Source organism: Halorubrum sp. SP3 (genome assembly GCF_005435195.1).
Lineage (GTDB): Archaea > Halobacteriota > Halobacteria > Halobacteriales > Haloferacaceae > Halorubrum > Halorubrum sodomense.
Window position 1 is genome coordinate 93,402 of sequence record NZ_SGTU01000009.1, and the last position, 25,617, is coordinate 119,018.

25 protein-coding genes and 1 tRNA gene are annotated in these 25,617 nt (G+C 73.3%); 10 read left to right on the forward strand and 16 right to left on the reverse strand.

The window, feature by feature from the left end:
• Positions 1–68: 68 nt before the first annotated feature.
• Positions 69–1,052 carry a hypothetical protein gene (locus EXE42_RS08920; RefSeq protein ID WP_394347998.1) on the reverse strand — a complete coding sequence of 328 codons (984 nt, stop codon included), beginning with the start codon at positions 1,050–1,052 and terminating at the stop codon, positions 69–71.
• 123 nt (positions 1,053–1,175) lie between these two features.
• Between EXE42_RS08920 and EXE42_RS08925 the strand changes: the two genes are divergently transcribed.
• Complete coding sequence (locus tag EXE42_RS08925; RefSeq protein WP_137706358.1) at positions 1,176–1,865, forward strand: helix-turn-helix domain-containing protein; 690 nt, start codon at positions 1,176–1,178, stop codon at positions 1,863–1,865.
• A 13-nt stretch (positions 1,866–1,878) separates the two neighbouring features.
• On the opposite strand, the gene trxA is transcribed toward EXE42_RS08925, so the two are convergent.
• From trxA to EXE42_RS08975, 10 genes are read right to left on the reverse strand one after another with little or no spacing between them, the layout of a single operon-like run.
• Positions 1,879–2,367 carry a thioredoxin gene (gene trxA / locus EXE42_RS08930; RefSeq protein ID WP_137706359.1) on the reverse strand — a complete coding sequence of 163 codons (489 nt, stop codon included), beginning with the start codon at positions 2,365–2,367 and terminating at the stop codon, positions 1,879–1,881.
• Between the two features lie 58 nt (positions 2,368–2,425).
• Positions 2,426–4,051, reverse strand: a complete 1,626-nt coding sequence (locus EXE42_RS08935) for a cobyric acid synthase (RefSeq protein ID WP_137706360.1) — start codon at positions 4,049–4,051, stop codon at positions 2,426–2,428.
• 19 nt (positions 4,052–4,070) lie between these two features.
• Complete coding sequence (locus EXE42_RS08940; protein ID WP_092920847.1) at positions 4,071–4,811, reverse strand: cob(I)yrinic acid a,c-diamide adenosyltransferase; 741 nt, start codon at positions 4,809–4,811, stop codon at positions 4,071–4,073.
• Positions 4,808–5,548 (reverse strand): adenosylcobinamide amidohydrolase, encoded by a 741-nt coding sequence (locus EXE42_RS08945; RefSeq protein WP_137706361.1) that lies wholly within the window; start codon positions 5,546–5,548, stop codon positions 4,808–4,810. The genes EXE42_RS08940 and EXE42_RS08945 overlap by 4 nt, the downstream gene beginning before the upstream one ends.
• Positions 5,541–6,608 (reverse strand): aminotransferase class I/II-fold pyridoxal phosphate-dependent enzyme, encoded by a 1,068-nt coding sequence (locus EXE42_RS08950; protein ID WP_137706362.1) that lies wholly within the window; start codon positions 6,606–6,608, stop codon positions 5,541–5,543. The genes EXE42_RS08945 and EXE42_RS08950 overlap by 8 nt, the downstream gene beginning before the upstream one ends.
• Positions 6,605–7,309: an NTP transferase domain-containing protein gene (locus EXE42_RS08955; protein ID WP_137706371.1), complete on the reverse strand. Its 705-nt coding sequence runs from the start codon at positions 7,307–7,309 to the stop codon at positions 6,605–6,607. Before EXE42_RS08955 ends, EXE42_RS08950 begins: the two co-directional genes overlap by 4 nt.
• Positions 7,309–8,121, reverse strand: coding sequence for an adenosylcobinamide-GDP ribazoletransferase (locus EXE42_RS08960; protein ID WP_092921340.1), 813 nt, complete (start codon positions 8,119–8,121; stop codon positions 7,309–7,311). Before EXE42_RS08960 ends, EXE42_RS08955 begins: the two co-directional genes overlap by 1 nt.
• Entirely contained in the window at positions 8,118–9,137 is a 1,020-nt protein-coding gene (locus EXE42_RS08965) for a CobD/CbiB family cobalamin biosynthesis protein (RefSeq protein WP_137706363.1), read from the reverse strand. Before EXE42_RS08965 ends, EXE42_RS08960 begins: the two co-directional genes overlap by 4 nt.
• Entirely contained in the window at positions 9,134–10,471 is a 1,338-nt protein-coding gene (locus EXE42_RS08970; protein ID WP_137706364.1) for a cobyrinic acid a,c-diamide synthase, read from the reverse strand. Before EXE42_RS08970 ends, EXE42_RS08965 begins: the two co-directional genes overlap by 4 nt.
• Entirely contained in the window at positions 10,468–11,574 is a 1,107-nt protein-coding gene (locus EXE42_RS08975; protein ID WP_137706365.1) for a nicotinate-nucleotide--dimethylbenzimidazole phosphoribosyltransferase, read from the reverse strand. The genes EXE42_RS08970 and EXE42_RS08975 overlap by 4 nt, the downstream gene beginning before the upstream one ends.
• Positions 11,575–12,146: 572 nt before the next feature.
• Between EXE42_RS08975 and EXE42_RS08980 the strand changes: the two genes are divergently transcribed.
• From EXE42_RS08980 to EXE42_RS08990, 3 genes are all read left to right on the forward strand, one after another.
• Positions 12,147–12,737 carry a 50S ribosomal protein L15e gene (locus EXE42_RS08980; RefSeq protein WP_137694834.1) on the forward strand — a complete coding sequence of 197 codons (591 nt, stop codon included), beginning with the start codon at positions 12,147–12,149 and terminating at the stop codon, positions 12,735–12,737.
• Between the two features lie 126 nt (positions 12,738–12,863).
• Positions 12,864–14,240, forward strand: coding sequence for a hypothetical protein (locus EXE42_RS08985; protein WP_137694835.1), 1,377 nt, complete (start codon positions 12,864–12,866; stop codon positions 14,238–14,240).
• A gap of 98 nt (positions 14,241–14,338) precedes the next feature.
• Positions 14,339–15,151, forward strand: coding sequence for a molybdopterin-synthase adenylyltransferase MoeB (locus EXE42_RS08990; protein ID WP_092920864.1), 813 nt, complete (start codon positions 14,339–14,341; stop codon positions 15,149–15,151).
• A 36-nt stretch (positions 15,152–15,187) separates the two neighbouring features.
• Here EXE42_RS08990 and EXE42_RS08995 read toward each other — a convergent pair whose 3' ends face one another.
• A complete protein-coding gene (locus EXE42_RS08995; RefSeq protein ID WP_092920865.1) occupies positions 15,188–15,583 on the reverse strand; it encodes a zinc ribbon domain-containing protein in 396 nt (131 codons plus the stop codon).
• A 158-nt stretch (positions 15,584–15,741) separates the two neighbouring features.
• Here EXE42_RS08995 and EXE42_RS09000 point away from each other — a divergent pair, with 158 nt between their 5' ends.
• The 6 genes from EXE42_RS09000 to EXE42_RS09020 all read left to right on the forward strand — a co-directional run bounded on the left by EXE42_RS09000 (position 15,742) and on the right by EXE42_RS09020 (position 21,895).
• Entirely contained in the window at positions 15,742–16,122 is a 381-nt protein-coding gene (locus tag EXE42_RS09000) for a Rid family detoxifying hydrolase (protein WP_092920866.1), read from the forward strand.
• Entirely contained in the window at positions 16,123–16,422 is a 300-nt protein-coding gene (locus EXE42_RS09005) for a hypothetical protein (RefSeq protein WP_092920867.1), read from the forward strand.
• Between the two features lie 27 nt (positions 16,423–16,449).
• Positions 16,450–16,531, forward strand: a tRNA-Ser gene (locus tag EXE42_RS09010).
• Positions 16,532–17,370: 839 nt separating this feature from the next.
• Positions 17,371–17,538: a hypothetical protein gene (locus tag EXE42_RS19310; protein WP_006111840.1), complete on the forward strand. Its 168-nt coding sequence runs from the start codon at positions 17,371–17,373 to the stop codon at positions 17,536–17,538.
• A 102-nt stretch (positions 17,539–17,640) separates the two neighbouring features.
• Positions 17,641–20,238: a DNA topoisomerase gene (locus EXE42_RS09015; RefSeq protein ID WP_137706366.1), complete on the forward strand. Its 2,598-nt coding sequence runs from the start codon at positions 17,641–17,643 to the stop codon at positions 20,236–20,238.
• 127 nt (positions 20,239–20,365) lie between these two features.
• On the forward strand, positions 20,366–21,895 hold the full coding sequence (locus EXE42_RS09020) for a PAS domain-containing protein (protein WP_137706367.1): 1,530 nt from the start codon (positions 20,366–20,368) through the stop codon (positions 21,893–21,895).
• A gap of 15 nt (positions 21,896–21,910) precedes the next feature.
• Here EXE42_RS09020 and EXE42_RS09025 read toward each other — a convergent pair whose 3' ends face one another.
• The 4 genes from EXE42_RS09025 to EXE42_RS09040 all read right to left on the reverse strand — a co-directional run bounded on the left by EXE42_RS09025 (position 21,911) and on the right by EXE42_RS09040 (position 25,331).
• Positions 21,911–22,270 carry a DUF192 domain-containing protein gene (locus EXE42_RS09025; protein WP_137706368.1) on the reverse strand — a complete coding sequence of 120 codons (360 nt, stop codon included), beginning with the start codon at positions 22,268–22,270 and terminating at the stop codon, positions 21,911–21,913.
• 45 nt (positions 22,271–22,315) lie between these two features.
• Entirely contained in the window at positions 22,316–22,570 is a 255-nt protein-coding gene (locus EXE42_RS09030; RefSeq protein ID WP_092920871.1) for a glutathione S-transferase N-terminal domain-containing protein, read from the reverse strand.
• A gap of 354 nt (positions 22,571–22,924) precedes the next feature.
• Positions 22,925–24,571, reverse strand: coding sequence for a thermosome subunit beta (gene thsB, locus EXE42_RS09035; RefSeq protein WP_092921343.1), 1,647 nt, complete (start codon positions 24,569–24,571; stop codon positions 22,925–22,927).
• 235 nt (positions 24,572–24,806) lie between these two features.
• Positions 24,807–25,331, reverse strand: a complete 525-nt coding sequence (locus EXE42_RS09040) for a copper resistance protein CopD (RefSeq protein WP_092920872.1) — start codon at positions 25,329–25,331, stop codon at positions 24,807–24,809.
• Positions 25,332–25,617: the final 286 nt, after the last annotated feature.

Here is a 25,617-nt window from a genome sequence, read left to right on the forward strand (position 1 = left end):
TCTAGGCCCCTCCGAACCACACCGGCGTAGCGTGGCCTTTTATCACGCGGTCGGCCGACCGCGGCGGCTCACCCCGTCACGGCGTCCCCGCCGACCGGCGCCACGTGGCGGCCGAGCGACAGGGCGCCGGCGGTCACGAGGCAGGCGGTGAACGCGATCGTGCCGAGCTTCCCGCCGAAGCCGACGAAGTACGGCGTCGCACCGACGAAGACGGCGCCGGCGACGCCGCCGGCCAGCAGCATCGCCCCGGGGCCCGGGATCCGCTCCGGCGTGGCCATCCCGGCGAACGACGCGCAGAAGGCGACCGCCGCGACCGCCTCGCCCGCGGCGAACAGCGGCGGACAGACGACGCCGGCGACGAGCCCGACGACCGCGCTCGCGACGACCGGGCCGTGGCCGAGCCGGACGCTCACGAGGAACGTGGCGACGGCGGCGAGGGCCGCCGCGACGACGAGTCCCGCAGCGGCCGTCGGCGCCGGGACCGTCCCCGTCCCGGGTGCCAGCCCGCCGAACGCCGCCACCGACAGGCAGCCGACGAACGCCGTCGTCCCGAGCTTGCCGCCGAACCCGTTGAACGCGCGCTTGGCGGCCACGAACGCGACGGCGGCCGCGAGGCCCGCGGCGGCCACCGACCCGAGCTCGGCGCCGGCCGCCGGAGTCGCCATCCCGACGAACGAGCCGCAGTACGCGGGGGCGCCGTACGTCTCGGAGAGGAGGTGCGCGCAGAGCCCGACGAGCGCGGACGCCACGACCGGCCCGGTGCCGACCGTCACGGAGAGGGCGTACGTGACCGGCGCCGCAACGGCCACGGCGGCCGCGTTGCCGAGGTCGGTCCGCGTGACGCGGAAGCCGTCGGTCCGCAGCGCGTCTCGGGTCTCCTTCGCGGCGACGTATCCGAGGCTCACCGCGACGACGGCGAGGACGACCGCTCCGATCAGCGGGTCCGGCCCGGCGTGGACTCCAACCGCGAGGCCGGCCGTCGCCGCGACGCTCATTCCGGCCCCGGCACCGGCCAGGGCGAACGCTCCGAGGGCGTGGATCGCTCGGTTCACGGCCCCGACTCGGTGCGGCTGCCCGATACAGGCCGACCCTCAGTACTGCGGGCCTTCTCGGGGGCCGAACGTCCCGCTCGTTGGGGATCAGGCCTTTGTGTCCGTCGCACGAACCGGCGTTCGATGGGAACCGACGGGAAGTCCCCCGGCGACCCCGCGACGCCCGACGGCGTCCGGGCGGGGATCGCGATCCACGGGACGGGGAACTGCCCGCTCGTCGACGCGTCGACAGCCCACGACGGCCCGATTACTGGCATCAACTGGACGCACGCGGGCGACACGCACACCGAGGAGTTCCGCGTCCGCCACCCGGACGCGGTCGACACCGCGGAGGGCATCCCGGACCCCGAGTCGGTGGTCGACCTCGGCGACGAGCGGGTGTACCGGTACGACCGCCCGCGCGACGGGGGGTGCGCCTGCCGGATTATCGAGGAGCTCGACTGCCCCATCGCGGACGCCCGCGCCGAGGACGGCGTCCTCCTCTTGACGCTCCATCTCCCCGAACTCGAACGCCTGCGCGACGTCGTCTCTGCGCTCGACGGGAGCGCGGAGCGCGTCGAAGTCCGCTACCTCGTCGAGGGCACGGCGCGCGACGACGGGGCGTCGGACCGGACCCTCGTCGACCGCGGCCGGCTCACCGACCGCCAGCGCGAGGTGTTGCGGACCGCCTACCGGATGGGGTACTTCGAGCGCCCCCGCGACGCCAACGCGCGCGCGGTCGCCGACGCGCTCGACATCTCCCCGTCGACGTTCGCCGAACACCTCGCGACGGCACAGCGGAAGCTCCTCAAAGAGACGCTGGCCGAGAACTGACGGCGCTCTCGTCTCAGGCGGCGTGCTCGTCGATCGCGGATTCGAGCGTCGCGCGGTCCTGCGCGCCGACGAACCGGTCGACCGCCTCGCCGCCCGCGTACAGGACGAGCGTCGGGATGCTGCGCGCGCCGAGCTGCTGAGCGACCGCCTGGTTCGCGTCGACGTCGACCTTCGCGACCGCCGCGTCGGTCTCGGCCGCGAGCGCCTCGATCGCCGGCTCCATCATCTGACACGGGCCGCACCAGTCGGCGTAGCAGTCCACGAGGACCACGTCGTGGTCGTCGACCGTCCGCTGGAAATCCTCCGTTCCGTTCACGTGAACCGGCTCGCTCGGAGTCCCCGCCCCACCGTCGTCGCCGGCGTCGGTTCCGGCGGCCCCGTCGAGCGTGTCGCCCTCGTCGAGACGCGCTTCGAGCTCCCGCCGCTTCCGTTCGCGGATGCGTTCGCGCTCGGTCCTCGCGTCGTCGCCCGTCGGTTCGTCCGCGTCGGCTGCGTCGCTCATGCGACAGTATTGGGTGCTTGGAACAATATACTTTCCGCCGCCGGATCCGCCTCTCGCCTCACTCCGTCGATCCGAGGAGGCCGTCGAGCCCGGCGGCGGCCAGATCCACGTTGTCCGCGACGAGGTCGGCCGCGCGTTCGTACGGGGACCGGTCGGTCGCCGCGCCATCCGGGCGCGTCCGACCCCCGCTCGCGAAGACCCGCTCGACGAAGGCGTCGCGCACGACCGCCGTCTCGAAGAGCCCGTGGAGGTAGGTCCCGAGGACGCGGTCGGTGGCGACGCTCTCGGCGCCGAGGGGCTCTGTCGTTAAGTCGCCGCTCGCGGCGTCATCGAGGAGCCGCGTCCGTCCGGCGCGGATCTCGTAGCCGGTCGCGCGCCCCTCGGCGCCCGCGATCGGCCCGACGCCGTCGACGGCGCACGTCACGCGCTCGACGCGCTTCTCAGCCGAGAACTCGGTCTCGACCGGGAGGAGCCCGACCCCCGGAACCGTCTCGCGGTCGCCGACGCCCTCGACGTCGGCGTCGACGAGCCGCTCGCCGAGGATCTGATACCCGCCGCAGACGCCGACGACCGGGCCGTCGAAGGCGCGCAGCGCCGCGTCGAACCCCGCCTCGCGGAGCGCGAGCAGGTCGTCGACGGTGTTCTTTGAGCCAGGGAGGACGACCGCGTCGACGCCGTCGAGCGCGGCGTCGAGCGGCAGGTAGGCGACGCGGACCCCCGGCTCGCGCGCCAGCGGCTCCAGGTCGGTGAAGTTGGAGATGCGCGGGAGCCGCGGAACGCCGATCCGGACGGCCGCCTCCTCGGAGACGCCGTCGTCGGCGCCGAGGACGCCGGCGTCGCGGCCGGTCCCTCCGTCACCCCGGTCGCCGTCTCCCGTCGCCGCCTCCGGCAGCGAGAGGCTGTCCTCCGCCGGGAGCCCCGGGTCGTCGTGCGGGACGACGCCGACGATCGGCACACCGGTCCGCTCCTCGATCTCCTCGATGCCGGGTTCGAGGAGGGTCGGGTCGCCCCGGAACTTCGTGATCACGGCGCCGCGGACGCGCTCGCGGAGGTCGTCGGGGAGCAGTTCGAGGGTCCCGTAGAGGCTCGCGAACGCGCCGCCGCGCTCGATGTCGACCGCGATCAGGACCGCCGCGTCCGCGAACCGGGCGCACTCGACGTTCGCGAGGTCGCGGTCGCGGAGGTTGATCTCGGCGATGCTCCCCGCGCCCTCCGCGACGACGGCGTCGTGGTCGGCCGCGAGGCGCTCGTGGGCCGCGACCGCGGCGGCGCGGGCGTCGTCCCAGTGCTCGTCGTAGTACGCCGACGCCGGGGCGTTCGCGACCGCCTCGCCGTCGACGATCACTTGGCACTCGCCGCCGCCGCGGGGCTTGAGCAGGACGGGGTTCATGTCGGTCGTCGCCGGGACCTCGGCCGCCCGCGCCTGGACGCGCTGGGAGACGCCGATCTCGCCCCACTCGCCGTCAGGCGCGAGCGCGACCCGGGCGTTGTTGCTCATGTTCTGGGCCTTGTACGGCGCGACGGAGACGCCCCGCCGCGCGAGCAGTCGGCAGAGCCCGGCCGCCAGCGTGCTCTTGCCGACGTGGCTCGCCGTGCCCGCGATCAGGACGGTGTCGGCGTCGCGGTCCGCCGCTTCGGTCTCGTCGGCGCCGCCGTCGGCCGCCGTCGCGTCGGCGTCGCTCACGCGAACCCGGCCTCCATCCTCAGTACTCCGTGCCCCGCCGAGCGCGCTGCCCGTCGTCGAACGGGTGCGCGACCTTGCGGACGTTCGTGATCAGGTCGGCGACGCCGTCGAGGTACTCCGGTTCGGCGTGGCTCCCGGTGAGGACGAGTTCGAGGTCGTCCGGCTTCGACTCGACGAGACGGACCACGTCGTCGGGGTCGACGAGCCCGCGGTCGGCCGCGTACAGCAGCTCGTCGAAGATCAGCATGTGGACGCCGTCCTCGGGCTCGCCGTCGAGCGGGAGCGGGTCGGTCAGGTCCGCGTCGGCCGCGCCCGCGACGAGCGCCTCCGCGCGCTCGAAGGCGGCCGTCGCCTTCGCCTCGTGTTCGTCGTCGGCCGACCCGTCGAGCAGGCCGTGCCAGCCGTAGTGGCCGGCGTTCTCGTAGGAGAACCCCGGCACGGCCGCGATCGCGTTGTACTCGCCGCGAACGCCCTCGACGCTGTCCGCGCCGCCCTTCATGAACTGGAGCATGTGGACGCGGTAGCCGTGGCCCGCGGCCCGGAAGCCCATCCCCATCGCCGCCGTGGTCTTCCCCTTGCCGTCCCCCCACCAGACCTGGACCAGCCCGAACTCCTCGGGCGCCGCCGGCTCGATCGGCCGCGGCTCGGGCGCCGCGCCGCCGCCCGGGGTTCGGGCGGCTGAGTCGCCGTCCGTCGGCGCCCGGTCGTCGTCGCTCGGTGCCTCGTCCGTGTCGTCCGTGTCGTCGTGGGTCGTTGTCATGGGTCGAAAACCTCCGCCCGCTCGTCGGTGACGACGCCGTGTTCGGCGTCCGCCGCCGACCCGGGCACGTCGCCGTCCGGGTACCGCGACCGCAGGCTCGCGCGGACCGCGTCCCGGACGCAGGCGCGGGCCGCCCCGCCGACCGCCGTGGCGCTGCCCGAGAACTCGGCGGGCTCGCCTGTCGGGTCGTCGCCGACGACGACCGCGTCGCTCGTCGTTCCCGGGACCCCGGCCGCCGCGAGCAGCGTCGCCGCCTTCGCCTCGGCCGCGACCGCGACGAGGTTCGCCGCGGCCCCGGGCGCCAGCCGCCGCGTCGTCCCGAGGATCAGGTTGACCGTTCCGGGTTCCGGCGGGGTCTCGGTGTCGCCCGTCGGCTCGCGGGACTCGGCCGCGGCCGCCGGTTCCGTCGGCAGCATCGCGGGGTTCGAGAGCCCGACGGTCGCGTACGCGACGACCGGTCCGAGCCGCGCGCCCCGGGCGTGGTCCATCGAGACGCCCGTGAACAGGGTCGGCGGCGCGTCGCGGTCGGCGGCGGTGCGTTCTTTCGCTCCGAACTCCGCTCGCGCCAGCCGCTCGTCGCGGTAGATCGCGAGGTCCGTCCGGTCGAACCCCGCCGGGACGGTCACGTTGTACGCGGCCGCCGCCCGCGACCGCCCGCCGTCCCACCCCGTCGAGAGCCAGCGCGTCCCCGGTCGCCGGAGCCGGAGGACGCCCTCGCGAACTGTCGCCTCAAACATCGCTCTCCACCCCTCCGTCACCGTCCGACCCGCCCTCCCCGGCCCCGTCACCGCCGACGCCGAGCGCCGCGAGGAGGCGGTCGTTCTCTGCCGGGCGGCGCACCGCGACCCGGACGTGCGCGTCGAGGCCGCGGAAGGACCGCGCGTCGCGGACGGCGACGCCCCGCTCGCGGGCCCGCTCGATCACGCGGTCGACGTCGCGGTCGCCGACGTCGAGGAGGAGGAACGGCGCCTCGGAGGGGGCCACGTCGTACCGCTCGGCGAGGGCGTCGCGCAGCCGCTCGCGCTCCCGCCGCACGCGCTCGCGGGTCTCGCGGACGAACTCGTCCTGTCGGAGGCAGAACTCGCCGGTCGCGAGCGCCGGGGCGCTCAGGTTCCACGTCCGGCGGGCGCCCCGTAGCGCCGCGCCGAGGTCGCCCGTCGCGACAGCGAAGCCGGTCCGGATCCCGGGGAGGCCGAACAGCTTGGTGAGCGCCCGCGCGACGACGACGCCGTCGCTCCCCGCGAGCGACGCGCGCTCGGTGAACCCGAGGAACGCCTCGTCGACGAGGAGGACGGCCCCGGCCGCGCGACAGCGTTCCGCGAACGCGAGGAGCGCGTCGCGGTCGTAGGCGGTTCCGGTCGGGTTGTTCGGCGTACAGACGACCGCGAGCGCGTGGCCGCTCGGGTCGGCGTCGAGGACGCGTTCGGCGTCGACGAACGCCGGCTCGCCCCCTTGAAGCCGGACCTCGCGGGCGTACTCCCCGAAACTCGGCGCCGGGAGCAGCGCGGTGTCCCCCTCGTCGACCGCGAGCGCGACCGCGGCCCGGATCGCCGCCAGCCCGCCCGGCGTCGGCACGACCTGCTCCGGGTCGCAGTCGACGTAGTCGGCCGCGGCCCGCCGGAACGCCTCGGGCGGCTCCGGCGGATACGTCCGCGCCGCCTCGAAGGCCGCGCGGTACGCGCGCTCGACCCCCTCGGGGACCTCGGGGTTCGCGTTCGCGCTGAAGTCCAGCAGGTCGGGGTCGTCGCTGCTCCCGTGCGGCTCGCGGCCGAGCGCCGCCGCGCGCTCGCGGTTCATCGCGACTCACCTCCCGCCGACCCCTCGCCCGCGTCGCCCGCGTCGAGCCAGCCGACCCCGCCGCTCGGGAGCGCGGGCGCGTCCGGGTCGCCGGCGAGGATCCGTTCGGCGAGTCGGCGGTCTCCCGGGCGGTTGACGTTGACGGCGAGGCGGGCGTCGCGGGTGACCCGGGCGGCCTCGTCGCCGGCGCCGTCGAGCGCGCCGACGACGTTGACGCCGGCGGGGACGCGATCGGCGGGCGTTTCCTCGTACCGGGTCGCGGCGTCGGCGCTCGCGCCCAGCTCCCGCTTGCGCGCCGCGGGCACGCGGACCGACAGCGCGTCGGCGGCCGCCGCGGCGTGGGCGTCGAGGACCGCGTCGACGGTCGCCCCGTCGAGCAGCGGGAGGTCGACCGCGAGGGCGAGCGTCGGCGCCGTCGGTCCCTCGGCCAGCGCCGCTTGAAGGTCCGCGACGTACCCGTCGCCCGGCGTGTCGACGACGGCGAGTTCGGGCGGCTCCGGTTCCGGCTCGGTCCCGCCACCGCTCTGGCGCTCGACCAGTCGTTCTCGCGTTCGCGGGGTGTGCGGCGAGACGGCCGCGTACGCGGTCTCGACCCGGCTCGCGGCGAGGGCGTCGAGCGCGCGGTCGACCATCGGCCGCCCGGCGACCGCCGCGAGCGGCTTCTCGCCGTCGCCGAGTCGCGTCCCCCGGCCGCCGCACATCACGAGAGCGTCCACGCGATCACCCCCGCGTGGAGCCCGACGACGCGGGCCACCTCGTTCGTCGCGCCGAGGACGTCGCCGCTGACCCCGCCGAGGCGCGCGTTCGCCCAGGCGTACGCGACCCCGGCGACGGCGAGCGCGGCGGCGAGGGTCGCGGCCGGGGAGACGGCGGTCCCGAACGCGCCGCCGCCCGCGAGGAGGGCCGACGCGCCGAACAGCGCGGCGGGGGCCGTCGCGAGCGCGACGCCGCCGAGCGCGCGCGGGCCGGACTCCCCGGTCAGCGCGGATCCGAGCCCCTCGTGGGGGGCCTCCCCGACGCAGACGAGCGTCGCCGTCGCGGCCTTCGCGCCCACCTCGGCGGCGACCACGAGGGCGACGGCGTCGACGAGCGAGAGGCGGGCGAGGTCGACGGTCACCGTCCCCGCGGCCGCGACGGCGAAGACCGTCAACGCGAGCGCGAGCGTCCCCCCGACGCCGAGCGCGGAGTCCTTCATGACCTCGCGTCGCCGGTCGGCGTCGCCGTGGACGACCGCGGCGTCCCCGAGGTCCGCGACGCCGTCGAGGTGCGTGATCCCGGTGACGAGGTAGATCCACGCGGGGAACGCCGCCGCGAACGTGGGGGTGGGCACCCGGACCGGTCCCAGCGCCGCCGCGACGACCGGGAGCGCGATCAGGCCGCCGAGCGCGTAGGCGACCGCCGGCATCGCCGCGGGCGCGCGGCGGAACGCCTCCCAGTCGCCCTCGCCGCCGCCGACGGGGACCCGCGAGCAGAACCCGAGCGCCCCGCGAAGCGCCGCGACCGCGCGGCTCACGACCACGCGACCACCCCCGTGAGCGCGAGGAGCCACCCCGTCGCGGCCGCGACCGCGACGCCGCCGGCGGCGCCGACGAGCCGCACGGCGTCGCGGGCGGCAGCGGGCGTCGGCGGCTCCGACCCCCCGGCGAGGACGTACGCGCCCGGCTTCTCCAAGCGGACGCCGACCGCGACCGCGGCGGTCGCCATCGGCCATCCCGAGTTCGGGGAGGCGGGCTCGCGGGCCAGCGACCGCGCGCGCCGCAGGCTCTCGGGCGACCGGGCGGCGACGGCGAGACAGCACGCCGCGGCCCGCGCCGGGAGGAACATGGCGGCGTCGTCGAGGCGGGCGCTCGCCCGGCCGACCGGCTTCGACCGGTAGCCCAGCATCGAGTCGAGCGTGTTCACGGCCTTCGCCCACGCCGCGGCGGCGACCCCCGCGGCCAGCGCGCCCGCCGCGGTCGCCGGGAGGCCGCCGGCCGCCCCGAGCGCGACGGCGCCGGTCGCGCCGGCGACGAACCAGCCGAGCGGCGCGACGAACCCGTCCGCGAGGTTCTCGGCCGCGCTCTCGACCGCGGCGCTCCGGAGGTCGCCCGGCGAGAGGGCGGCGGGGTCGCGCCCGACGAGCGCCCGGACGGACTCGCGGGCCGCGTCCGGGTCCCCCTCGCTCTCCGCGACGACCTCGCCCGTTACGTCGCACAGCATCCGGAGGCTTGCGGCCGAGAAGCAGACGGCGGCCGCGACCGCGACGGCGAGGACCGGAACGCCGCCGGTCTGCGGCCCGTACTCGGCGGCGAGCGCGACGCTCCCGCCGCAGACCCCGGCCGCGGCGAGCGGGAGCGCGACCGCGACCGCGACGCCGACGAGCCCCGGACGGGCCCACTCCCGGTCGAACGGCGCGACGACGCGCCCGAACAGCGCGACCGGGTGGATCCGCCGTGGCGGCTCCGCGAACGCGAGGTCCAGCGCGACCGCGAGGAGAAGCGGGGCGAGGAGCGTGACGGCCGGGGCCGGGAGGAAGCCGGCCCCCGTCACCCTTTCACCTCGTCGAGGAACGCGTCGAACGCCCCGCTCGCGGCGTGGAGGTGACAGTACGTGCCGAGGGTGCGGTGCTCGACGAGTCCCTCGCGATCGCCGTCGATCCCGGTCCCGCGCTCCACGTCGAACGCGAACCGGGCGTCGGGGGCGACGTCGGCCGCGGAGTAGTGGAACTCGTGACCGCGGAGCCGCTCCCCGGCGCTCGCCGTGAGCGCGTCCCGCCGCGCCCGCAGTTCGACGTGGTCGAGCGCCTGATATCGTTCGCGCCGCTCGACGCTCGCGGGGAGGACGCCCGCCATCTCGTGCGTCTCGCCGTCGACCGTCGTCAGCGTCTCGGCGAGCGCCATCAGCCCGCCGCACTCGCCGAGGACGGGGGTGCCCTCGGCCGCGGCGTCCGCGATCGACCCGAGCGCGGGCCCCTCGGCGAGCGCCGCGGCGTGGAGCTCCGGGTAGCCGCCGGGGAGGTAGACGCCGTCGCAGGGCGGGAGGTCGTCGCCGGCCGCGGGCGCGAACGGGACGACGGTCGCGCGCTCGGCGAGCCGCTCGCGGGTCGCCGGGTAGACGAACCGGAACGCGGCGTCGTCCGCGACCGCGATCCGCGGAGGTTCGTCGCCGGCACCGGAGCCGTCGCCCTCGCCGGTCTTCCCGGCGGCCGGGTCGTCCGTCGGCGGCGTCGGCTCCCGAGCCATGTCGAGCAGCCGGTCCGTCCGGAGCGTCTCGGCGGCGGCGTCGAGCGCCGCCTCGTCGAGCGGCGTCTCCTCGCCCATCCGGAGTCCGAGATGCCGGTCGGGGATCTCCAGGTCCTCGCGGGGCGGGACCCGGCCGCAGTAGGCGAGCTCGTCGGGGAGCGCCTCGCGGATCCCGTCGGCGTGGCGGCCGCCGTGCGCGCGCTGGGCGATCACCCCGGCCACGTCGACCTCGTGCGGCGTGCGGTCGGCGTACGCCGCGAACCCCAGCGCGGTCGCCGCGACGCTCTCCATCCCGGCGCTCGCGTCGACGACGAGGACGACGGGCAGGTCGAGCGCGGCGGCGACGCCGGCCGTGCTGGCGGCGCTGCCGTCGTACAGCCCCATCATCCCCTCGACGACGCAGACGTCGCCGTCGCCGCGGGCGTAGTTCCGCCGGAGCCCGCCCTCACCCTGAAGCCACGGGTCGAGCGTCCGCGACGGTCGATCCGCGACCCGAGCGTGGTGACTCGGGTCGATGAAGTCCGGGCCCGCCTTCGCCGGTTGGCCGGTCCGCCCCGCCGCCTCGAACGCGCGCAGCGCCGCGAGCGTCGCCACGGTCTTGCCGACGCCGGAGGCCGTGCCGGCGAGGACGAGTCCCCTCACCGCGGACCGCCCCCGTTCGACGGGGCCGAACCGCGGGGTTCCGCGTCGCCGCTCCCGTCGCCCGGCGCGCGCTCCGCGAGCAGTCGGTCGGTCACGGCGGCGATCCGGTCGCGGACGGCGGCGTCGGCGACGCCGGCGCGCTCCGCGAGCGCGAGCGCCCCGCCCATGCCGACGCCCTCCTTCGCCTCGCCGCGGGCGTACGCCGCCATCGCGGGGTGGTCGCCCTCGGCGAACCCCGGGTCGGCCGCCGCGAGCGTCAGGTCGAGGTCGGCGGCGAGCGCGGGCAGGTCGGCGGTCGGGTCGTCGGCGACCAGCGACGTGGTCGCCAGCGGGAGCGGGCGGTCGACGCCGGCGTGTCGGGCGAGCGCCGCCGCGGCCGCGAGCTGCGTGCCGCCCGCGAGGGTGACGTCGATCCCGGCGTCCGCGCAGCCGACGATCAGGCCGGCGACCGCGGCGAGGACCGGGTCCCCGGCCAGCCGGACCGCCTCGATCGGCTCGCCGGCCGCGTCGCCCGGGTCGAGGCCGCTCGCGTCCAGCCCCTCGGCGACGACGCGCCGCTTGCGCTCGATCGGGTTCGCCGGCAGCGACGAGGAGACCGCGGCGCGCTCGCCGAGCGCGGTCAGCGCGCCGAGCGCGGTCGTCGTCCCGCCGGGGATCGTCTCCGCGACGAGCAGTTCGGCGGCCGATCCGTCGTCGCCCTCGCCCGCCCCGGCGAGTTCGGGGGCCGACGCCCGGGCGCGCTCGAAGACGGTCGCCGCCTCCGGAACCGGTTCCGGGTCGCGGACGTCGCCGCCCGGTGCGGCGCCGACGTCCCGGACCGTCGCCGCGGTGGGCGCTCCGAGTCCGGCGTCGAGGAACTCGACGGGGAGCGACTCGGGGCCGAGCAGTTCGCGGACCGCGCGGGTGACGACCGCGGGCGTCGGACAGCCGTTCGGGCTCACCGGCACGGGGGAGTCCGGCGCGGGGCGCCCCGCCTCGACGATTTCGAGGTCGGCGCTCGGCGTGTGGACGCGCAGCTCCGGGTCGGCGCCCGCGGCGCTGATCCCGTCGATCGCGGCCGTCTCGGTCGTTCCGGCGACGACGACGAGCCTCACGTCGCCCATCCGGAACCCCCTCCGTCGAGCCCGCGGCGTCCCGACGCGTCGTCGATGTGTACCACTAGCAGTTCATCGATACAAGTGAACTTTAATCGATCGACGCGGGGCGGTCTCAGAGCGTGCGGGCCGCGGCGCGGTCGGCGACCGCGGCGTGTGCCTCTGTCCGCTCGGCGCGGGGGTCGACCGCCCCGGGGGAACGGCTCGGCGGTCGACCGGAACGCCACGACGCGGACGCGCGCTCGGCCGGAACGCCGGCGGTCGCGACCGTCCGCGCCCACGGATCCGTCGCGGTCCCCGCAACATAAGCCGAGCGCGCGTTTGCGAACGGCCCGTCCGACCGCGCGACCCCGGAAGAGACCGCCCGTCCGTCCGCCTCCGCTCTCCGCGTGCCACATCTCCGCACGCGACCCGCGGAGCGAAGCGGTTAAGAGCGGACCGCGGGTATTCTCGCTAACTCGCTGGTGCGGACACAGCGGGCACTCGCCGCCGGGACCGCGGTCGGATCGGCCGCCGCGCGCCCCGGGACGAGACGATATGTGGCCCCTCGCGGCTGAATCGCAACCGTCCGCGGACACACAATGGCACGAAGCTTCTACTCGCACATCAAGGAGGCGTGGCGGTCCCCCAAGGAGGGGAAACTGGCGGAGCTGCAGTGGCAGCGCAAACAGGAGTGGCGCGATCAGGGCGCGATCGAGCGCATCGAGCGCCCCACCCGGCTGGACAAGGCCCGCGAACTGGGCTACAAGGCCAAACAGGGCGTCATCGTCGCCCGCGTGAGCGTCCGGAAGGGCGGCTCGCGCAAGCAGCGCTTCAAGGCGGGCCGCCGCTCGAAACGCCAGGGCGTCAACCGCGTCTCGCGGCGCAAGTCGATCCAGCGCATCGCCGAGGAGCGCGCCTCGCGGAAGTACCGCAACCTCCGCGTGCTCAACTCCTACTGGGTCGGTGAGGACGGCTCCCAGAAGTGGCACGAGGTTATCCTCGTTGACCCCGCCCACCCCGCGATCGAGAACGACGACGACCTGAACTGGATCTGCTCCGACGACCACAAGGGCCGCGCGTACCGCGGGCTCACCTCCGCCGGCATCAAGGGCCGCGGCCAGCGCAAGCGCGGCAAGGGCACCGAGAAGACGCGCCCGAGCGTCACCTCGAACGACCGGCAGGGCAAGTAGCGCCCTCGACCGCTCCGACGTTTTACTCGCGGTCCGCTCTCACGGCGAGCGGCCGCTCCGTCTCTCCTCGACGCAAGAGCAAAGAGACCGCGTCACATACTACCAATAGTACGTGGCGATCGCCAAGTGACCGCGAGCAGCCCCATCCCCCTCGACGCGTTCGCGACCGAACTCGAGTCGCTCGACAGCGACGCCTTCGCGACGCTCGTCGCCGAGGCGTACGCGGCGACCGCCGACGAGGTGGAGGTCGACCCGCCGCGCATCGCGGTGTGGGAGGGGGACCGCCGGACCGAACTGCTCGCCGTCGCGGCCGCGGACCGAGGCGTCCCCGATGGTCACGCCGCCCCCGACGACGCCGTCGACGCGGTCGTCGTCGCGAGCGACTCGCTCGACGACCTCGGTTCCGAACTCGACGCCGACCTGGTGACGCCGGCGGACCTCCGCGAACGGCTCCTCTACGCCGTCCCGCCGGCGGAAGCGAACGCGCTCGCCGACCGACTCCTCGGCGTCTCGGTCCGGTCCGAAGCGTACGACTGCGCGGCCGCTTCCGACACCGACGCGGTGGACGACGGAGGCGACGGTGAGACCGATGTCGACGGCGACGGAACGGCGGCCGACGACGGAACGGCGATGGACGCCGTCGCGTCGGACGCGACTAGAGGCGATACCGCTCCCTCACCCACCGACCGGCCCGCCGCCGAATCGGCCGACGATTCGCGGGCTCACGACCGACCGAGCGACGCCGCCGCGTCCGATCCGAGCGGCGAGGCGGCGGCGACCGAGTCCGTCACCGCCGACGCGCCGAGCGATCGGCGGTCTCCCCGGACCGTCCTCGCGGCGGTCGCCGTCGTCGCGCTCCTCGTCGCGGCGGCCGGGGCCGGGTTCGCCGCTGGAACCGCCGGAATCGACGGACTCGGTGGTGTCGCCGGCGTCGGGGACGACGGAACGACCGACCCCGGACCGACCGAGTCGGGCGCGACCGGGCCGGCAAACGGAAGCGACGACGGGAGCGAGGGGTCGCTCGGAGGCGACGACGACGGCGCGAACACCGTCTCGGTCGCGGACGGCGACCCGACCGGTGAGGCCGAGCGGAACACCGCCCTCGCGCCCACCTGCGAGCGGTCCGCGCTTCAGGTCGTCCAGATCCAGATGAACGCGCTCCGGTACAACGACAACGCGACGAACGACGGTATCCGGACCCTGCGGGCGTTCGCGTCGCCGCGGAACAAGGATCTGGTCGGTTCCACCGGAGAGTACGTTGAGCTGTTCGAGACGCCGCTGTACGCGCCGATGCTCACGTACGACACCGCCGAGTACTCGGTTCCCGAGATCGCCGACGGCGCCGCCTCTGTCGAGGTCGTCACCCGGGAGAACGGCAGCGTCACCGGCCGCTACGAGTTCCGGCTCGTCCGCGTCGGCGGCGGGAGCGGGGACACGGACAGCTCCCTCGGCGACGTGGACGACTGCTGGATGACCGACGCCGTGGCGGCGTCGACGGAGTGAACGCGGTCCGCGCGGCGGCGGCTCGGGAAGCGCCGGCCGCGGCGTCCCGACCGGCGATCGGGAACACGATTATATCCGCGCCCGTACAGGGTGCTGACATGAGCCTCTCGCTCGACGCGACCCAACTCGACCGCTACTCCAGGCACGTCATCCTCGACGACGTCGGTCCGGAGGGGCAAAAGCGACTGCTCGACGGACGCGTCCTCGTCGTGGGCGCCGGCGGACTCGGATCGCCCGCGATCCAGTACCTCGCGGCCGCGGGCGTCGGAACGATCGGCATCGTCGACGACGACGACGTCGAGCGGTCGAACCTCCAGCGACAGGTGATCCACGGCGACGACGACGTGGGGCGTACGAAGGTCGACTCGGCGGCCGACTTCGTCGCCGACCTCAATCCCGACGTCGACGTCGAGCGCCACGAACTCCGGCTCGACGCGGGCAACGCCCGGGAACTGATCTCCGGTTACGACGTGATCGTCGACTGCTCGGACAACTTCGCCACCCGCTACGTGGTGAACGACGCCGCCCGGATCGAGGGCGTTCCCGTCTCGCACGGCGCCATCTACAAGTTCGAGGGGCAGGTGACGACGCTCTCGCCCGACGGCCCCTGCTACCGCTGTCTGTTCCCGGAGCCGCCGGAACCCGGAACGGTGCCGGACTGCGCCAGCACCGGCGTCCTCGGCGTCCTGCCCGGGACCGTCGGCTGCCTCCAGGCGACGGAAGCGGTGAAACTGCTCGTCGGCGTCGGCGAGCCGCTCGTCGGGCGGATGCTGTTTTACGACGCGATGGACCTCTCGTTCGAGACCGTGCCGTACGCGCGCGACCCGGACTGTCCGGTGTGCGGCGACGACGGTATCGACGCCATCGACGGTATCGACTACGCGGCCGGGTGTCAGGTCGACGCGGCCTGACCACCTCTGTCTGCGGGCATCGCGACCGTCACCCGCTCACAGCGACCGCTCGGTCATGGCGGCCTCCGCGGTGGCCCCGGCGTCCCCGCCCGCGAACCCCGACCGGACGCACCACCGACAGTACTGGTAGCCGGTGCGGTTCTCGGCGCCGCAGTGCCGGCAGACGACCGTCTCCCCGTCGGCGTCGAGCGGCGGGGGACCGTCCCCGTCGCCCTCCTCGCCCGTCCGGTCGGCGTCCGGGTCGCGGCCGAGCGCGAGCGTCGGGCCGACGCCCTCCCCGTCGCCGTCCGCGTCAGACGACCCGGTCGCGACCGAGCCGAACAGCTCCGCGGGGTCGCGGCTCCGCCGGACGAGCAGCCAGGTCACCGCGAGGTTGAGCGCCGCGATGCCGACGAATATCGCGGCGAGCGGGAGGAGCTGGTCACCCGTCATATGCGTACTGTTACCATCCCAGCGTTTTGTGTCTGACGGTGGGACGGGTCGCCCGGGGCGGCGACGCCGCTCGGCCGGGTCGGACGGTCCGGTTCAGCCGGAATCGGCGGGCTCCGCTCCAGAGTACTCTTGAGGCCGCCGGTCGAAGTCGCACCCGCATGAAGGAGACGATTCACACGGACGACGCCCCGGCGGCGGTGGGCGCGTACAGCCAGGCGGCGACCGACGGCGACCTCGTGTTCACGGCCGGGCAGATCCCGCTGACGCCCGAGGGCGACCTGCTCGACGACGCGCCGATCGCGGTCCAGACGGAGCAGGCGCTCGACAACCTCCTCGCGGTGCTGGAGGAGGCGGGCGCCGGTCCCGAGGACGTGCTCAAGACGACGGTGTTCATGGCCGACATCGACGACTTCGACGAGATGAACGAGACGTACGCCGGCTACTTCGACGAGTCGCCGCCGGCCCGCTCCGCGGTCGAGGCGGGCGCGCTCCCGAAGGGCGCCGGCGTCGAGATCGAGGCGGTCGCCGTCGTCGAGTAGATGGCCGACGGCGAGGGCGGTTCCGAGCCGGGGAGCGAGTCGGACGCCGCGACCGACGGGTCCGTGCCCGCGCCCGGCGCGGCGGCGACCCCGCGCGCCCGAGTGCGCTCGGCGGCGCTGTGGGGGATCGTCGGCGGGTTCGCCTTCCTTGTCCTCGCGCAGGGGTACCGGCTCCTCGGGCCCGGATCGCTGCCGATCGGGTTCGGGGGGTTGGCGCTCGTCGCGGTCGCGGTCGCGGCCGCGTCGGCCGGTATTACGTACCTCGCCGAGGCCCGGGTGCGTGCGAAAAGAAGGACTTAACAGTCGCACCGGATTATCTCCGCGTGAGCCAGGATGGCCGAGTGGTAAGGCGCACGCCTGGAAAGCGTGTTCCCATCCGGGATCGGGGGTTCAAATCCCTCTCCTGGCGTTTTCGACGAACAACACGGCGAGCGGAGCGAGCCGTTCGTCGAAAACCCTGACGGAGGGATTTGAACCAGGGAGTGGAGCGAGCGGTGCGAGGTGCGAGCGAAGCGAGCACCTCGATTGCGAGCGGAACGACTGAGGTTCAAATCCCTCTCCTGGCGCTTCGCTGTCGCAACAACGAGCGAGGAGCGACAGCGACGAGCGAGTCGGGTGTCGGCGACCCTGTCTAATTGTCTATTTATAAGCAAACGACTGACGTCGCTGTTGATTGTTTATAAACGGTTGACTGCGGATCGACGGCGAACTCCTCCAAAGCCCCAGCCGCGAGGGCGGCGTACGCTCGCTGTCGCCCGAAAATCGAAGATTTTCGGGATGACGAGAGAGCGAAGCTCTCTCGAACCACGCTCCTCGTCGCTCGCTTCGCTCGCTCCTGCGGTCCTTGCGTCGTCATCAGAACGCTTCGCGTTCTGATTGGCTCACGAGAGCTCTGCTCTCGTGAACGCCTACGCCGCCCTCGCGGCTGCCCCTTTGAGTCCCGCCCGACCGCACCGCAACCGCAGCCTCACGCCTCCCCAGCCTCGTCGGGCGCGTCCTTCGGGCTCCCTTCGGTCGCCCTCGGAGCGCCCGACTCCCTCGCGCGGCGCTCCTCGCGCCCTGCGGGCGCTCGGAGGCGCGCGCCACCGCTCTTGTTTATAAGTGACTGTCGCTGCCGCCCGTCGACATTTAAATAGCCAGCCGCTGTGGGCCTGCGCTGCTCCGATCGCGTCCCCTCCTGCTGCTCTCGGACACGTCCGCACACCGACACAAGATTCATATGTGTGGGAAGTGTTCACACGGATGACGATGCCAGACACGAAATCGGGCCGCGAGCGGAAAGGGAGGAACAAGCGCCGCCAACTCGAGAACCACCTCGCTCGGCGCGAACTCGACGCGGACGACGAACCGCCGGAACCGTACCGCGAGGCCACCGACGCGGAGTTCCTCGCCGAGTCCGACGACGCGGCCCGGTGACGGTCGCGCGCCGATTCGTTCTTTGAGGCCATCCGTCCCCGAGCCTGCCCGCAATCTCGCGTCGCGAAAGCTTTAGACCCGGGAGCGGCCTATCTCGGCGCAATGAGTCGCGGCCCCGAGCTGATAATCACGGAGAAGGACAACGCGGCGCGGCGCATCGCCGACATCCTGAGCGGCGAGTCCGCGACCGCGGAGCGGATGAACGACGTCAACGTCTACGAGTGGGGCGGCAAGCGGTGTATCGGGCTCTCCGGCCACGTCGTCGGCGTCGACTTCCCCGCCGAGTACAACGACTGGCGCGACGTCGAGCCCGTCGAGCTGATCGACGCGCCCGTCACGAAGACCCCGACGCAGGAGGGGATCGTCGCCGCGCTCCGGCGGCTCGCCCGCAACGCCTCGCGGGTCGTCATCGCGACCGACTACGACCGCGAGGGCGAGCTGATCGGCAAGGAGGCGTACGAGCTCGTCCGCGAGGTGAACGAGGGCGTCCCCGTCGACCGCGTGCGCTTCTCGTCGATCACGGAGAACGAGGTCCGGGAGGCGTTCGCGAACCCCGACGACCTCGACTTCGAGCTGGCGGCCGCCGGCGAGGCCCGCCAGACTATCGACCTCACGTGGGGCGCGGCGCTCACTCGGTTCCTCTCGCTGTCCGCGCGACAGATGGGCGACGACTTCATCTCGGTCGGCCGGGTCCAGGGGCCGACGCTCAAGCTCATCGTGGACCGCGAGCGCGAGATCCAGGCGTTCGACCCCGAGTCCTACTGGGAGCTGACGGGCGAGCTGGCGAAGTCGGGCGGCGACCCGTTCGAGGCGCGCTACTTCTACTTAAACGACGAGGGCAACGAGCGCGAGCGCGTCTGGGACGAGGCGGTCGCCGAGACGCTCACCGAGGCGCTCGCCGCGGCCGAGGGCGCGACCGTCGACGACGTGACTCGTCGGACACAGACCGACGACCCGCCGACGCCGTTCAACACCACCGCGTTCATCCGCGCGGCGGGGTCGCTCGGCTACTCCGCGCAGCGCGCCATGTCCCTCGCGGAGGACCTCTACACCGCGGGCTACGTCACGTACCCGCGGACCGACAACACGGTGTACCCGGACGATCTGGAGCCCGAGGAGCTGATCGAGGAGCTCTCGGCGGCCTCGACGTTCGGCCAAGACGCCGCGAGCCTGCTCGCCGAGGACCGCGAGATCGAGCCGACCGAGGGCGACGAGGAGACGACGGACCACCCGCCGATCCACCCGACCGGCGAGCTCCCCTCGGCCTCGGACCTCTCCGACGACGAGTGGGAGGTGTACGAGCTGATCGTCCGCCGCTTCCTCGCCACCTGCGCCGACCCCGCGACGTGGGAGCGCCTGCGCGTCGTCGCGCTCGCGAACGGCGAGGCGACGCCCATCGCCGAGGGCGCCGACGGGCTCGCCGCGCTCCGTAACCCGGACGACGCGGCGACGCCGGCCGACCTCGTCGCGGACGGCGGCCTCCGGCTGAAGGCCAACGGGAAACGGCTGCTGGAGGCCGGCTACCACGAGGTCTACCCGTACCGCTCCAGCAACGAGCGGATCGTTCCCGACGTCGAGGTCGGCGAGACGCTGTCGCTGTCGGACCGCGCCACGGAGGGCAAGGAGACGCAGCCGCCCCGTCGCTACGGGCAGTCCCGGCTCATCGAGGAAATGGAGAAGCGACAGCTGGGGACGAAGGCGACCCGCCACCGGACCATCGAGAAGCTGTACGACCGCAATTACGTCGAGGGCGACCCGCCCCGGCCGACCCGGCTGGCCGAGGCGGTGGTCGAGGCGGCCGAGGAGTTCGCCGACCGGATCGTGAGCGAGGAGATGACCGCCCAGCTCGAACGGGACATGGCGGCCATCGCGGCCGGCGAGAAGGAGTACGACGAGGTGACCGAGGCCTCCCGCGACCTGCTCTCGCGCGTGTTCGACGACCTCACCGAGTCGCGCGAGGCGGTCGGTGACCACCTCCAGACGTCGCTGAAGGCCGACAAGACGCTCGGGCCGTGTCCGGAGTGCGGCTCGGACCTCCTCGTTCGGAAATCGCGGCAGGGGTCGTACTTCGTCGGCTGCGACGGCTACCCCGACTGCGAGTACACCCTGCCGCTCCCCTCGACCGGGAAGCCGATCATCCTCGACGAGACCTGCGATGACCACGATCTCCGCCGCGTGAAGATGCTCGCCGGCCGGAAGACGTTCGTCCACGGCTGCCCGCAGTGTAAGGCCGACGAGGCCGACGAGCAGGAAGACGAGGTGATCGGCGTCTGTCCGGACTGTGGCGAGGAGCACGGCGGCGACCTCGCGATCAAGCGGCTCCGCTCCGGCTCCCGGCTCGTCGGCTGTACGCGGTACCCCGACTGCGACTACTCGCTGCCGCTCCCCCGCCGCGGCGAGATCGAGATCACCGACGAGCGCTGCGAGGAACACGACCTCCCGCACCTCCGGGTCCACTCCGGCGACGACCCGTGGGAGCTGGGGTGTCCGATCTGTAATTACCGCGAGTTCACGGCCCGCCAGGAGGGGTCGGAGCTTCAGGCAGTCGACGGGATCGGAGAGAAGACCGCCGCGAAGCTGAAAGACGCCGGCGTCGACGGCGTCGACGAACTCAAGTCGGCCGACCCGGACGACCTGGCGGCCGACGTCGACGGCGTCGGGGTCGACACCGTCCGCGACTGGCAGGCGAAGGCCGACTGACCCGCCGCGACGCCGACTCCGCCCGCCTCCATCGAGCCGCAACCGCTGGCTCCCCCGACGCGGCGGGTCTCGCCGCGACCCCTAAAAGCATAAACACAAATATCCGGAGCGTCTCAATAGGCAACAGATGGGAGACCGCGACGCGGACCCCCCGGGCGACGCGCCGTCGACGTCGGACGGCGACGCCGCCACCGGAATTCTCCGGGCGTTCGTCGAGGCGATCCCGACCCCGACGCTGGTCTGTGACCCGGAGACGCTGACGATCCGGGCCGCGAACCCGCCCGCCGTCGACCTCCTCGGGCACGACCGCGGCACGCTGACGCTGATGGGCCTCTCCGATGTCGGCGAGACGGATACCACAGTCGCCGGGGAGCCGGTCAACGACGTCGCCGCGGCGGCCGCCGATTCCCCCGCTTCCGGCGGGCCCGACTCCCCGGTCGAGCGGTTCGAGTGGGACGTCCGGCTCGGCGACCCGGGGCTCCGGGTCGACGCGGCGCTCCACGCGGCGACGATAGCCGGCGACGAGTGGCTCGTCGTCGGGCTCTCCGACGCCACCGACCGCGTCGCCGCGGAGACCCAACGCGACGCGGAGCGCCGACTGGTCGACGCCGTCGCGGCCGCGGTGCCGCTCGCGCTGTTCCGCTGTACGGAGGAGGGGACGCTCGCCCGGTGGAACGACCGGCTGGCGACCGACTCCGGCTACGGGCCCGAGTCGCTGTCGGGGCGCGCGCTCACCTCGCTGTTCGACGAGGGGACGAGGGGGGCCGTGAGCGACGCGCTCGCCCGGGTGTACCGCGAGGGCGAGGTGGTCTCCAGCGAGGCGCGGCTGCTCACCCGCTCCGGCGAGCGCGTCCCGTACCGGCTCTCGGTCGGTCCCGTCACCGACGGCGACCGGGTCGTCGGCGCGGTCGGCGTCGGCGAGGACCTCACCGAGGCGTCGCTCAGGGAGGAGCGACTCGCGGTGTTGACGCGCGTACTGCGCCACAACTTCCGGAACGACCTCAACGTGGTCACCGGGTTCACCGGGCGGGCCATCGAAGCGATCGACGACCCGGACTTGGCCGCCGAACTCGAACGGGTCGTCGACACCGCCGAGCGGTTACTGCGCCTCGGAGAGACCTCGCGAAAGGTGGAGCGGCTGCTCTCCCGGCGCCCCTCGCCGCGGCCGGTCGCGCTCGCGCCCGCGGTGGACGCGGCGCTCGAATCGCTCGACTCGGCCGTCCGCGGGCGGGCCGCCGTCGACGTCGACGTCCCCGAGGGGCTCGCCGTCTCCGCCGTCGCGTTCCTCCCCGAAGCGATCACCGAACTCGTCGACAACGCGATCCGGCACAACGACGCCGACGACCCGCGGGTCCGGATCTCGGCCGCGGAGCTGCCGAGCGAGTCGTGGGTCTCGCTCGTCGTCGCGGACGACGGACCGGGGATCCCGCCGGCCGAGCGCGCCGTGCTCACCGGCGAGGAGACGCCGCTCGAACACGCGAGCGGGCTCGGGCTCTGGTACGTGAACTGGATCGTCACCGCGGGCGGCGGGAGCCTCGACATCGCCGAGAGCAAGGCCGGCGGGAGTCGGATCGAGCTCTCGCTGCGGGCCGCGGAGGAGCCGCTCCCGGAGGACGCGGAGCTGTTCGACCTCGACGCGTTCGACGGCGACACGTAGCTCTCGGGGACCCGCTCACTCGACCAGCCGAAGCTCGTCGCCGACCGCCACCGACCCGGCCGCGCCGGCCGGCAGTTCGACGACGGTGTCGGCGCGGCCGCGGCCCAGCCCGACGAACGTCGCGAGCCGCTTTTTCGCCCTCACCTCACCGTCGACGAGCCACACCGCGTCGATCCCGAACGGCACGAACAGCATGTGGAGCCACCGCGTGTCGGGCTCGTCGAAGGGGAACACCAGCGCGTAGTCGTCCGGGACAGACCGTCGGAACATCAGCCCTCGGGCCCGTTCGAGCGTCGAGCGCGCGACGTCGACGTCGCTCGCGAGGACGGTCTCAAACCGGTCGCTCCCCGACTCGGGGCGGTGAACGAGTCGCACGCCCGCACCCTCGCCGCGGGCGGATAAATAGCCTCCCGTTCGGGGTTAGCTCGCGCTCCCGTACGTCTCTTCGAGGTACTCGACGATGTCGTCGCTCTCGGGCATCCCCTCGACCCCGTGCTCCTCGTCGACGAGGACGGGGACGCCGGTCTGCCCGGAGACCTCCTCGACCTCGGTGCGCTCGCCGTGCGAGCGCGGCACCATCACGGAGTCGTACTCTACGTCGAGTTCCGACAGCTTCGTCTTTACCTTCGCGCAGTACGGACAGCCTTCCAGTTCGTAGAGGGTTAGATTCGCCATCACCGTCACGTACGGCCCGGATCCGTAAAGAGGTGCGGCCGCGGATGCGTCGGGCGCGCACGGGCGGTCGGGGCGGGCGCATCGACGATCGTCCCGTCCCGGCCGTGGACTCGGGGAGAGGGGAGGCTACCGGGTAGTGCGCGAAAACGGGGGAAAATCGGAGCGTTCGAACGGGGGAAGTCGTCGGGCGATCGCGGTCGGGTCGACGCCTATGGAGATCTGTTTCCGACGGATTCCCGGCTTGCGGGTCGCTTTCGCTCCCCGCTCGCCGTCCGAGGTTCCGAAGGAACCTCGCTTACATCGACTGCGTCAGGCGGAGCCTGACGGTCTATGGAAACCGGTCAGAGACCGATTTTACATAGCGCCGCCCATACCGCCCATGCCGCCCATGCCGCCGCCGGGGGCGCCGCCCTCGTCGTCGCCGCCCGACGTCGAGAGGTCGCCCGCCGAGATGATGTCGTCGATTTTCAAGACCAGGTTCGCCGCCTCGGCCGCCGAGGAGATCGCCTGCTCTTTCGCGTGGGCCGTCTCGACGACGCCCGCGTCGGCCGTGTCGACGACCTCGTCCGCGAACACGTCGAGCCCGGCGTTCCGGTCGCCGGCCTCGTGGGCCGCGCGCAGGTCGACCAGCAGGTCGATCGCGTCGAGGCCCGCGTTCTCCGCGAGCACGCGGGGGATCAGTTCGAGGGAGTCCGCGAACGCCTCGACCGCGAGCTGCTCGCGGCCGGAGACGGAGTCGGCGTAGTCGCGCAGGCGGCGCGCGATCTCGACCTCGACCGCGCCGCCGCCGGGCAGGGTGCGCCCGTCGGAGACGGTCGTCGAGACCACGTCGATGGCGTCCTGAATGCCGCGTTCGAGCTCGTCGACGACGTGCTCGGTGGTGCCGTACAGGAGGAGCGTGACGCCGTGGGCGTCCTCGCCCTCGACGTAGAACAGCTCCTCGTCGTCGTCGCGCTCGATCGAGCCGACCGCGAGGTCGTCGGCGGTGAGCGAGTCGAGGTCGGTGACGATCGGCGCGCCGAGGACGTTCTTCAGGAACGTCAGGTCGGACTTCTTCGTCCGGCGGACCGCGAGGATGCCCTCCTTCGCGAGGTAGTGCTGCGCGAGGTCGTCGATGCCCTTCTGACAGAAGACGACGTCGGCGCCGGAGTCGACGATCTGATCGACCTTCTCGCGGAGCTGCTCTTCCTCCTGGTCGAGGAACTTCTGGAGCTGGTCCGGGGAGTCGACGTTGACGGAGGTGTCGACGTCGGCCTCCTCGACCTCGATCGGGTCGTTGAGGAGGAGGACATTCGCCGACTCGAAGTCGGTCGGCATGTCCTCGTGGACCGGGTCCTTGTCGATCGCCGCGCCGGAGAGCAGGCGGGACTCGCCCGCCGCGCGACCGGTGCGCGTCTCGATGTTGAGGTTCGCCAGGTCGACCACGTGAGAGCCGTCGTCGGCCTCGACCGTGACGCCCTGAATCGCGCGGACGACGAGGTCGGCGAGGGTCTCCTTGTCGAGTTCGGCGCCCTTCCCGGTCATCGACGTCTCGGCGACGTTCCGCAGCGTCTCCGTGTCGTCGGGGTCGACCCGGGTGGCGACCTCGTCGACCTGCTCACGGGCGTACTCGCTCGCGAGGTTGAACCCCTTGATCACCGCCGTCGGGTGGATGTCCTGCTCGAGGAGGTCCTGGGCGTTTTTCAGCAGCTCGCCCGCGATGGCGACCGCGCTGGTCGTCCCGTCGCCGGCCTCGTCCTCCTGTGTCTCGGCGACCTCGACGACCATCTCGGCGGTCGGGTTGTCGATGTCCATCTCCTGGAGGATGGTGACGCCGTCGTTGGTGATGGTGACGTCGCCCGTCGAGGTGACGAGCATCTTGTCCATCCCTTTCGGTCCGAGCGTCGATCGGACGGACTCGGCGACGCCGCGCGCCGCGGAGATGTTGTACTCCTGTGCGTCCTTGTCCTGGACGCGCTGGGCGTCCTCGCCCATGATGATCATCGGCTGGCCCTGCTGCATTCGCTGACTCATACAGCGTTTGATTGATTGTGATTCTATATAAATGTCTCGTTGACGGCCGGCCGGCTGCGAGCGATCGATCCCGAGACGCGTCACCGGAAACCGCACGACATCCCGCCGTTCGGTCGTAATTCGTGTGGGGAGTTAGCATTGATCTTCGTCCGTCAGTGAACGCCGATTCTCGGGCATTTATATGTTACTTCGCGCTCCCGCGTTACCCCGGACTACTCCCGCGTCACACCGGAACTCCGCCGGCCAGGAGCGCGGCGTCGACGAGCAGCAGGACGGCCAGTCCCGCGCTCGCTAGCAGGTAGGGTCGGGCGACCGCCGCCAACCGGGCGGATCCGGGCGTGCGCCCGACGCCGTCGAGCGCGTCGATGGGAAACCCCTCGGCCATGTACCGGCCCCACCCGACCTCGGGGTCGACCTCGCGGCGCATCCGGAGGACGCCCAGTTCGACGAGGCCGTTCATCACGCCCCACAGCGACAGCATCGCGAGGACGGCCCGTCCCCGGCCGGTCGTCGCGAGGGCCTCCAGCGGCGTGTACAGCCGCCAGATCATGTACGCGCCCGTGGCGGGGAGGACGACCCCGGTCCAGCGCGTGACCATGAGGAGGCGGTGCGCGGCGTCGACGAACGCGTCGCGGCCGAGCGTCCCGTCGGTCGCCCGCGGCAGGGTCGCGTAGACGACGTACAGCGTCGCACCGGTCCACAGGGCCCCGGAGAGCACGTGGAGGACGAAGGCAGTCGTGAGCACCACGGGACCGACTGGGAGCGAGAGCGGCAAAAAGGCCGCCCCGGACAGGATCGGTGCGGTCACAGCGGTCCGTCACTCAGCGTCGGTCCGTCACTCAGCGTCGGTCCGTCACTCAGCGTCGGTCCGTCACTTCGCGTCGGTCCGTCACTCAGCGTCGGTTGGCACCGCGTCCAGCGCCGCCTCGACGACCCGCACCGCGCTCGCGCCGTCGCGGCGGGGGACCACGCAGACGAGCGCGTCGCCAGCCGCGCCCGCGGCCACGACCCCGACGTCCGCGGCGGCGAGCCTG